At 68.4% G+C, this 434-nt stretch carries 1 protein-coding gene; it reads left to right on the top strand.

Going from position 1 to position 434, the window contains the following annotated elements:
* Positions 1–434: electron transfer flavoprotein subunit alpha/FixB family protein (locus GPA21_RS20460; protein ID WP_422614190.1), on the top strand; the 434-nt coding region annotated here is incomplete at both ends.

Below are 434 nucleotides of genomic sequence, written 5' to 3'. Positions count from 1 at the left end.
GCGGGTGAAGGTGGCCGATGCGGACCACTACGCCGAACAAGGCGCGGAGAACGTGGCTGCGCTGGTGGTAGCGCAGGCGGGGGGGTATACGCATTTGCTGGCGCCGGCGACGACCTTCGGTAAGAACCTGATGCCGCGGGTGGCGGCGTTGCTGGACGTAGCGCAGATCAGCGACATCGTGGCGGTGGAGTCGGCTGACACCTTCGTGCGGCCGATTTATGCGGGTAACGCACTGGCCACGGTACGCAGCGTGGATGCGGTCAGGGTGATCACGGTGCGCACGACTGCGTTCGAGCCTGTGGTCGACGGCGGTGCGGGCGCGGTCGAGGCGATCGAAGCGGGTGCGGACCTGGGGCTGTCGACGCTGGTCGGCCGGGAGCTGACGAAGTCGGAGCGTCCGGAGCTTGCCGGGGCGCGGATCATCGTCTCTGGCG

The organism is Azoarcus taiwanensis (genome assembly GCF_012910885.1).
GTDB lineage: Bacteria > Pseudomonadota > Gammaproteobacteria > Burkholderiales > Rhodocyclaceae > Azoarcus_F > Azoarcus_F taiwanensis.
This window is presented reverse-complemented; position numbering and strand designations above follow the sequence as displayed.